Raw genomic sequence first — 8,236 nt, forward strand, 5'->3', positions numbered from 1 at the left:
AGTCTACGTCCCACGCGCTCGGCACGAGTGATTGATGCCACGAAAGCGTCGAAATTATCCTGATGGCGAATAAAATTGACTACCTTGTATGCCTCTTCGATCGCCTTAGCGAGTGGGCAGTTCTTCTGCGCCCGATTGCCGCGGAGCGATGGCCGGTCGACCCTTCCGGCGCAGGTGGAAGCGGGCAAACGCATGCGGGAACCCATCGGTCGCCAGCGACGCGACGTCGTCGGGACCAGCCTGGTCGAGGAACTCCGCCACCTCGTTCTCCCGAACCGAGAGTCGACGCAGTCTCCGTTCGACCCGTTCCATGGCCAGCGCGAAAAGCATCAACAGCACTGGGAAGAGAATCACGGCGAGTCCTTGCATAGAGGAGAGTAAACACGGCCAACATCTCGGAATCGACACGACCAAATGTCATGTCGGGGAGTATCCGTACAGTTGTCTGAGTGCAGACCACCCCGACCGAGCGCTCAGCGACCCGCCGGTCTGCCGGCGCTCGCGACGAGGAATCCCATCTCGCGCTGGTCCGTCGCGCGCGTCGGATGAACCGGAAACTAGCCGTTGCCTTCCCACATGTGTACTGCGAACTCGACTTCACGACGCCCCTCGAGTTGACGGTGGCGACAATCCTGTCGGCGCAGTGCACTGACGTCCGCGTCAATATGGTCACCCCGGCGTTGTTCGCCCGTTATCCCGACGCCAAGGCCTACGCCGAAGCCGACCGGACCGAGCTCGAGGAGTACATCCGGTCAACGGGCTTCTACCGGAACAAGGCCAACTCGCTGATCGGGTTGGGTCAGGCGCTGCTCGAGCGTTACGACGGCGAAGTGCCGAACAAACTTGCAGACCTCGTGACGTTGCCGGGAGTCGGTCGCAAGACAGCCAACGTGGTTCTGGGAAATGCGTTCGACGTCCCGGGAATCACCGTCGACACCCACTTCGGGCGTTTGGTGCGTCGGTGGAAGTGGACGGAGGAAGAAGATGCCGTCAAGGTCGAACATGCTGTCGGGGCTTTGATCGAACGTAAGGAATGGACCCTGCTGTCACATCGTGTGATCTTCCACGGACGACGCGTCTGTCACGCGCGTAAGCCGGCGTGCGGAGTGTGCGTTCTGGCCAAGGACTGCCCGTCCTACGGCCTTGGTCCTACCGACAAAATTGAAGCTGCTGCGCTGGTGAAGGGCCCGGAGACGGAGCATCTGCTCGCTCTGGCCGGGTTGTGACCCAGATGTCCAATGCTGCTCGGTGGTCCCTTGTTGTGCTTGCGGTTGTTGTTGCGCTCGCTGTTGCGATCTGGCCGCGCGGGGGAGATGACACCCCGGTTTCGGCTGGCGGTTCCTCGACGTCCGCCTATCGGCCGCCGACGTTCACCCCGTCGTCCGAATCGCTCGATCAGCTTCGTGGGCAAGCGGGACTGACAGCGTGCCCGACGCCTACCGCCGAAGCTCCGGCCGGCGCCGCACTCGCTGGGATCACGCTCGACTGTGTTGCAGACGGAAGCTCGGTCGATCTTGCTGCCGCGCTGGGAGGTAAGCCCGCGCTGCTGAATTTGTGGGCGTACTGGTGCGCGCCATGCGCCGAAGAACTGCCGCATTTGCAGGAATTTGCGGATCGCGCGGGGGACAGTATCACTGTGCTGACCGTGCATTCCGATCCGAACCAGGAAAACGCTTTGACCCGACTGATCGACTATTCCGTTCGACTACCCGGAGTTCAGGACGGTTCGAGCAAGGTGCAGATTGCCGTCGGCGCGCCACCTGTGCTGCCGGTCTCTGTGCTCATTCGTCCCGACGGAACCGTCGCGAAGGTGTTGCCTCAACCGTTCCGCAGTGCGGATGAGATAGCTGCCGCCACGGCGCAGTATTTGGGAGTTGTCGTATGAGCTCATCCGTTCCCGAATGGTTACGTGCTGTAGCCAGCACCCAACCCACTGATCCACATCGACTCAACCCCGTGCTCGACCGTCGGCCGCCGCGCGGGACGACCACCAGGCCCGCCGCGGTGCTCGTCCTCTTCGGAGGATCCCGAGAGGCTGATCCCATGTGCCTCGGTGGTATGCCGGACGACGCTGACGTACTACTGACACAACGCGCGTCGACTATGCGCCAGCACAGTGGACAGGTCGCTTTCCCCGGCGGTGCCGCCGACGACGGTGACGACGGTCCGATCGGCACAGCGCTGCGCGAGGCGCAGGAAGAAACAGGTCTCGACCCGCGCGGGGTGCTCCCGCTGGCGACGTTGCCCGAAATATTCATTCCGCCGTCCGGATTCGACGTGACCCCGGTGATCGCTTATTGGGAAGACCCGGTCTCGGTGGGCATCCAGGATTCCGGCGAGGTCGGCCGTGTCGCGCGGGTTCCGCTGCGCACTCTGCTCGACCCCGACAATCGCTTCCAGGTGCGTCACCAGGCCGGGTACCAAGGTCCGGCGTTTTTGGCCGACGGCATGCTCGTGTGGGGCTTCACTGCCGGAATACTGGCCGGACTCTTCGAGGTGTCCGGTTGGGAAATCCCCTGGGATCATCACGACGTGCGTGATCTGGACACAGCGCTCGCAGAACTGGGCGAAGACATCGAAGATTCGGCGGTTCCCCGATGACAGGTTCGCGGTGGGTCGATCTTGCGATCGTGGTGGTGGCTCTCATCGCCGCGACATCGGGATGGCGTCAGGGCGCGGTGGCGTCGGCGTTGGCCTTTGTCGGTGTGATTCTGGGTGCTGTCGCCGGAATTCTGCTGGCACCGCATGTTCTGGTGCATGTGACCGAGGGCAAGCTGCGCATCCTCGCCGGTATCTCACTGATCGTCGTGTTGGTGATCATCGGCGAAGTTGCCGGCATGGTTCTGGGCCGAGCCGCGCGCAGCGGTATGCATTCTCCGGCCGCAAGATCAGTGGACAGCGTGATCGGTGCAGGGCTTCAAGCAGTTGCCGTGGTGGTTGCCGCGTGGCTTTTGGCAATTCCGCTGACGTCGTCGTCTCAGCCCAACGTCGCAGCAGCAGTCCGAGGGTCGAACGTGTTGGCCGGTGTCGACGACCTCGCACCGCAATGGTTGCGGCAGATTCCGACGGAATTCTCGGCGCTGCTCGACACCTCGGGATTGCCTGATGTCATCGGTCCGTTCGGCCGCACACCCATCACGGAAGTGGAAGCGCCGGACGCGAGTGTTCTGGCGAGCCCGCTGGCCGCGCAGTTGCGTCCGAGCGTTCTGCGTATCAACGGCGTCGCGCCGAGTTGCCAGCGCGCGCTCGAAGGTTCCGGGTTCATCGTCGCGCCTGAACGTGTCATGACCAACGCACACGTCGTGGCGGGTACCGAGAGCATCACCGTCGACACGATGCAAGGTGCACTACCCGCCCAGGTTGTGCTCTTCGACTCGGCCGTCGACATCGCGATCCTCGCGGTGCCCGGACTCGAGGCGCCGGTTCTGCCGTTTGCCGCTCAGCCCGCTCAAACGGGAGACAACGCACTGGTGCTCGGATATCCGGGTGGAGGTCCGTACACGGCCAGCGCGGCTCGTGTTCGCGAAATCCTGAACCTCAACGGTCCTGACATCTACAAAGCCGGCACCACACAGCGTGAGGTGTACACCGTTCGTGGATCGATTCGACAGGGCAATTCCGGTGGGCCCATGGTCAACGATCAGGGTGAAGTGCTCGGTGTCGTGTTCGGTGCCGCCATCGACGACACCGACACCGGGTTCGTCCTCACTGCCAATGAGGTGTCGCGCCAACTCGCCATGGCGGAAAGCGCGTCGACGCCGGTCTCCACCGGCGTCTGCATCCTCTGAGTAGCTAGTCGGCTGCCAGGAAGTCCCGGAGCGCGTCGTTGACGCGCTGTGGGGCTTCCCAATGGGCGTAATGACCGACTCCGGAGACGGGGTGCAACTGTTCGCCGGGCGCCCAACGCCTACCGCGTCGTATTGTCCGCGTGAGAATGTACGGGTCGAGTTCGCCGTGTATCTGCAGGATCGGAATGTGCAGTGTCTGATCCATCAGACGCATGAACCGGCGCCCCTCGGTGCGAAGCTGACTTCGGAACGCCCACCGCTGATACTCCAGCGTCGAATGAGCGACCCCCGGAATGCGGATCGCTGAACGTAACTTGGAGACAACGTCACCGAACTCGGCCTGCTCGGGCCACGCAGGACCCGAGCGGGAGCGAACCAGACGCTCCACCTCGGCGCCGTTGTCGGCAGTCAGACGCCGTTCCGGGCGGAACGGAAGCTGGTTCGCCAGGAACGCCGGAAAGAGTGCCTTGCGCTGGTAGCGGTCGCGGAGGACTGATTGTTTGAGTGCGTGCGGATGCGGCGACGACACCAGAGCGATCGACCGCACCAGTCGCGGGTGCAGGATCGCGGTTGCCCAGCACACCAGGCCGCCGTCGGCGTGACCGATCAGCGTGGCCTTGCCGTATCCCATCGCCCGGATCAGTCCGGCCACGTCGCCGGCCAGCGTCCAACCGTCGTATCCGCGGGGCGGTTTGTCGGAGTCACCGTAGCCGCGTAGATCAATGGCAACCACTCGGAAACCCTGCGTGGACAGAGCCGTCAACTGGTGGCGCCATGACCACCAGAAGTCGGCAAAACCGTGCAGGAGAACCACCAACGGAGCATCCGGATCAGCGTCGCCGACCTCGACGACGTGAAACCGGATGCCGTTGGCATGAATGTCCCGGTGAATCCAGGGGCCGTCGAATCTGACGGTGGATGGATCTGGGGCTGACACAGCTGCTTCGTTACCTGCGCGCGTTGAAGTCGGCCGACGGCTTTGTGTCGTCGTGGCTGCCGGGAATGACGCTCTTTGCGGCTCTGAGCGATTCGATTGTCTTCTCGGGAGCCCGCAACTTGCGAACCCGCAGATAACCGAGAAGTGCGAGTACCGCGGTGGTCAGCACCATGATCAGGAACACGATCAGGAAAGCAGCCCAACGCTCGAGCCACACGCTGAGCAATTCCGCCAGGAAAAAGAAGAAGAAGAATGAACTGAACAGCAGAACAGTGAAGGCCAAAATGAAGAAGACGCTGCCCTGCAGGCCCTTCTTGACCTCACCGGTGACTTCGGCCTTGGCAAGCTCGACTTCGGCACGCACCAGTGTCGAAACCTGAGCCGTCGCATCCCTGACCAGTGCGCCGATCGAGGCTTCAGCCGGTGTTCGGGCGTCTACGTCGGTGAGAGGAATGGACGACACCGTGTTCGGCACCCCATCTCCGGTGAAGCGTTGGCTCTCTCCGTTGGTCACGCTCACTTGTCGACCTCTCCAGGTAGTTCTCTCGCGTCTGTGGCTATGGCATTGGCTTCAGCTCGCGCCGCATGAACCCGTCCACGTCGCCACAGCAGCGCTGATCCGATCAGCGACGCTATCAACGATGTCACGAGAACTGCGGCCTTCGCTATTTCGGCCTCGCTGCCATCGCCGACCCCGTCCAGTGCGAGGTCTGCTACAAGCAGGCTAACGGTGAACCCGATGCCGCCGAGCACTGAGAGGGCAAACATGTCTCTGCGTTCGAGTGTCTTGGGCTTCGTGGCTATGCCCAATTTGATCGCGAGCAGGGAAATTCCGAAGATTCCCACAGTTTTTCCGACGAGGAGGCCGACAAAGACCGATTGCCCGACGGGGTCGGTGAAGATGTCGCCGAGTACCTCGGCGTTGATGGGAACGCCGGACGCGAACAGTGCGAAGACCGGAACGCAGAAGCCGGCAGAGTACGGCTGGATGCGATGTTCGAGTCGGGTGCCGGGGGCGTATTCCTCGTCCTTGTCGCGGACAACTCGGGTGAGCAGGCCGAGCGCGACGCCGGCGAGAGTGGCGTGGATACCGGCCTCGTGCATCGAGTACCAGGTGAGCAGGGCAAGTGGCACGTAGAGGAACGGCGTCGTGATGCGTTTGTGTTGGGCGTAGGCGTACACCGCAAGCGCCGCAGCGGCGGTGAGCAGCCACAACATCGCGATCGACGCGGTAAAGAGCACCGCGATCAAGATGATGGCCAGGAGGTCGTCGACTACCGCAAGACTGAGTAGGAACACGCGGGCGCTGGCCGGTATCCGGGAACCGGTCAGGGCGAGGATGCCGAGGGCAAACGCGATGTCGGTGGCAACGGGGATCGCCCAACCCTTGTCCATCCCCGGAGTGCCGAAGCCGATCGACGCCGCGATGAGCGCGGGAACGAGAACTCCGCCACATGCCGCGATGATCGGAAGCGCTGCAGCTTTGCGATCGGAGAGCTCTCCGACAACCAGTTCGCGCTTGAGCTCGAGGCCGGCCACGAAGAAGAAAATGGCCAGCAGACCGTCCTGCGCCCACGTGCCGAGACTGAGGTTCAGGTGCAGCGCAGACGGTCCGATCTGGAAGTCGCGCAGCGCGATGTAGCTGTCGCCGAGTGGTGAGTTCACCCAGATCAGAGCAATGGCAGCGGCGATCAGCAGGATAGAGCCGCCAACGGTTTCGGTGCGTAGGTATCGGGACAGTTCGGAACGCATTGTGGAGATCACGCGGGAGCAACGCCTTTGTTCGGTTTGCAGACATGTGGACGCGACGAATCACGTGCCGACCAGACTTCCCGGCTCACCTTTACGGAATTTTATCGCGGATTCGGCCCAGAACCCGAATTTGCGCGAGAAAACGCGCAGGGTGTTCAATTCCTACTGACTGAGATTCATCCCACCAATTGGGCAATGTTCGTATACCGCAATGTTCGTACAGCTGCAGGAGCACCACGAGTGAGCACGTCACTGAGTAAGAACCCGCCGACGCCAGCCGGCGGCGAAACTGTCGGCGGCGTACCTCGCCGTCGAATCGTTGTCGCGAGCATGATCGGCACGTCGATCGAGTTCTACGATTTCTACATTTACGCAACGGCCGCGGTGTCGGTCTTCCCGCTTCTGTTCTTCCCCAAAGGCAACGACACCACCGCGCTCCTCGCGTCGCTGGCGACATTCGGTCTGGCATTCGTTGCGCGTCCGCTCGGCTCGATTCTGTTCGGTCACTTCGGCGACCGGGTCGGACGTAAAGCGACCCTCGTCGGCTCGCTCCTGACAATGGGCGTCGCAACCTTCCTCATCGGCCTCCTGCCGACCTATTCACAAGTCGGGCTGCTCGCGCCTGCGCTACTCGCGCTGATGCGCTTCTGTCAGGGCCTCGGCCTCGGTGGTGAATGGTCCGGAGCAGCGCTGCTCGCCACCGAAACCGCAAAGGAAGGCAAACGGGCCTGGGCGGCCATGTGGCCACAGTTGGGTGCACCCATCGGCTTCTTCCTTGCCAACGGACTGTTCCTGACGATCTCGTTGATGATGGACCACGACAGCGCCAACCCGGACCTCGACGGCGCATTCCTCTCGTGGGGCTGGCGAATTCCGTTCCTGCTCAGCGCAATCATGGTGATGATCGGTCTGTACGTGCGTCTGCGGCTCGAAGAAACGCCGGTGTTCGCGCGCGCCGTCGAGCGCGGCGAGAAGGTCAAGACACCCCTCGCCGAGGTATTCAAGACAAGCTGGCGTCAGCTGATCATCGGCACATTCGTCATGCTCGCCACCTACACGCTGTTCTACCTCATGACCACGTGGGTCCTGAGCTACGGAATCGGCAAAACCGCTGCGGACGGCGGTACGGGAGCGGGCTTCAAGTACACCGATTTCCTTGTCCTGCAGCTCATTGCGGTTGTGTTCTTCGCAGCTGCGGTCCCGGTGTCCGGGTGGCTGGCCGACCGCTACGGTCGACGGATCACGCTGCTCGTCATCACCGCGACAATGATGCTGTTCGGCCTCACGTTCGGACTCTTCCTGCACACCGACGGTATGAGTGACGGTCGCATGCTTGCCTTCCTCGTTGTGGGCATGATCCTCATGGGACTGACCTTCGGACCGATGAGTGCTGTTCTCCCGGAACTGTTCCCGACCAACGTCCGGTACACGGGTTCCGGTATCGCCTACAACACCGCAAGCATCCTCGGTGCGGCAGTAGCGCCGTTCATCGCGGTCTACCTGGTCGACCACTACGGCGTCGGCTGGGTCGGGATCTACCTACTCGTCGCGTCGGCTCTGACGTTTGTTGCATTGCTCGTCATGCGTGAGACGAAGGACGAATCGCTCGATGATGTAGGGGCGTAGCCCCTGTGCGCCTTTCCGGTAGTGGGGACTACCAAAAAGGCGCACGGGGGCCGCAGGCCCTACTTACCGCGGATTGCGTCGAATACCTTGGGGTCGACCAGGGTTGAGGTGTCTCCGAGGTCGCGGCCTTCGG

The 8,236-nt window shown here is 62.4% G+C and carries 9 protein-coding genes; 5 read left to right on the forward strand and 4 right to left on the reverse strand.

Features of this window, described 5'->3' with window-relative positions; genetic code table 11:
• Window positions 1–105: 105 nt before the first annotated feature.
• Complete coding sequence (locus tag EEB13_RS14130; RefSeq protein WP_033235936.1) at window positions 106–369, reverse strand: hypothetical protein; 264 nt, start codon at window positions 367–369, stop codon at window positions 106–108.
• A gap of 80 nt (window positions 370–449) precedes the next feature.
• Between EEB13_RS14130 and nth the strand changes: the two genes are divergently transcribed.
• Genes nth through marP form a run of 4 tightly spaced genes read left to right on the forward strand, consistent with a single transcriptional unit; the run spans window position 450 to window position 3,788 of the window.
• Entirely contained in the window at window positions 450–1,226 is a 777-nt protein-coding gene (gene nth / locus EEB13_RS14135; RefSeq protein WP_095887757.1) for an endonuclease III, read from the forward strand.
• 5 nt (window positions 1,227–1,231) lie between these two features.
• A complete protein-coding gene (locus EEB13_RS14140; protein ID WP_095888111.1) occupies window positions 1,232–1,885 on the forward strand; it encodes a TlpA family protein disulfide reductase in 654 nt (217 codons plus the stop codon).
• Complete coding sequence (locus tag EEB13_RS14145; RefSeq protein ID WP_045066561.1) at window positions 1,882–2,601, forward strand: NUDIX hydrolase; 720 nt, start codon at window positions 1,882–1,884, stop codon at window positions 2,599–2,601. Before EEB13_RS14140 ends, EEB13_RS14145 begins: the two co-directional genes overlap by 4 nt.
• The gene (gene marP / locus EEB13_RS14150) at window positions 2,598–3,788 is read left to right on the forward strand and encodes an acid resistance serine protease MarP (RefSeq protein WP_033235939.1); all 1,191 of its coding nucleotides are present in this window, start codon (window positions 2,598–2,600) and stop codon (window positions 3,786–3,788) included. Before EEB13_RS14145 ends, marP begins: the two co-directional genes overlap by 4 nt.
• 4 nt (window positions 3,789–3,792) lie before the next feature.
• Here marP and EEB13_RS14155 read toward each other — a convergent pair whose 3' ends face one another.
• The 3 genes from EEB13_RS14155 to nhaA are packed head-to-tail and all read right to left on the reverse strand — an operon-like array spanning window position 3,793 to window position 6,477.
• On the reverse strand, window positions 3,793–4,725 hold the full coding sequence (locus EEB13_RS14155; protein ID WP_141485494.1) for an alpha/beta fold hydrolase: 933 nt from the start codon (window positions 4,723–4,725) through the stop codon (window positions 3,793–3,795).
• A gap of 10 nt (window positions 4,726–4,735) precedes the next feature.
• Window positions 4,736–5,245 carry a phage holin family protein gene (locus EEB13_RS14160; protein WP_141485495.1) on the reverse strand — a complete coding sequence of 170 codons (510 nt, stop codon included), beginning with the start codon at window positions 5,243–5,245 and terminating at the stop codon, window positions 4,736–4,738.
• Window positions 5,242–6,477 (reverse strand): Na+/H+ antiporter NhaA, encoded by a 1,236-nt coding sequence (gene nhaA / locus EEB13_RS14165; RefSeq protein WP_033235942.1) that lies wholly within the window; start codon window positions 6,475–6,477, stop codon window positions 5,242–5,244. The genes EEB13_RS14160 and nhaA overlap by 4 nt, the downstream gene beginning before the upstream one ends.
• Before the next feature lie 240 nt (window positions 6,478–6,717).
• Here nhaA and EEB13_RS14170 point away from each other — a divergent pair, with 240 nt between their 5' ends.
• Window positions 6,718–8,103: an MFS transporter gene (locus EEB13_RS14170; RefSeq protein WP_033235943.1), complete on the forward strand. Its 1,386-nt coding sequence runs from the start codon at window positions 6,718–6,720 to the stop codon at window positions 8,101–8,103.
• Window positions 8,104–8,236 lie beyond the last annotated feature (133 nt).

It is taken from the genome of Rhodococcus sp. WS3 (assembly GCF_003797085.1).
Taxonomy (GTDB): domain Bacteria; phylum Actinomycetota; class Actinomycetes; order Mycobacteriales; family Mycobacteriaceae; genus Rhodococcus_F; species Rhodococcus_F globerula.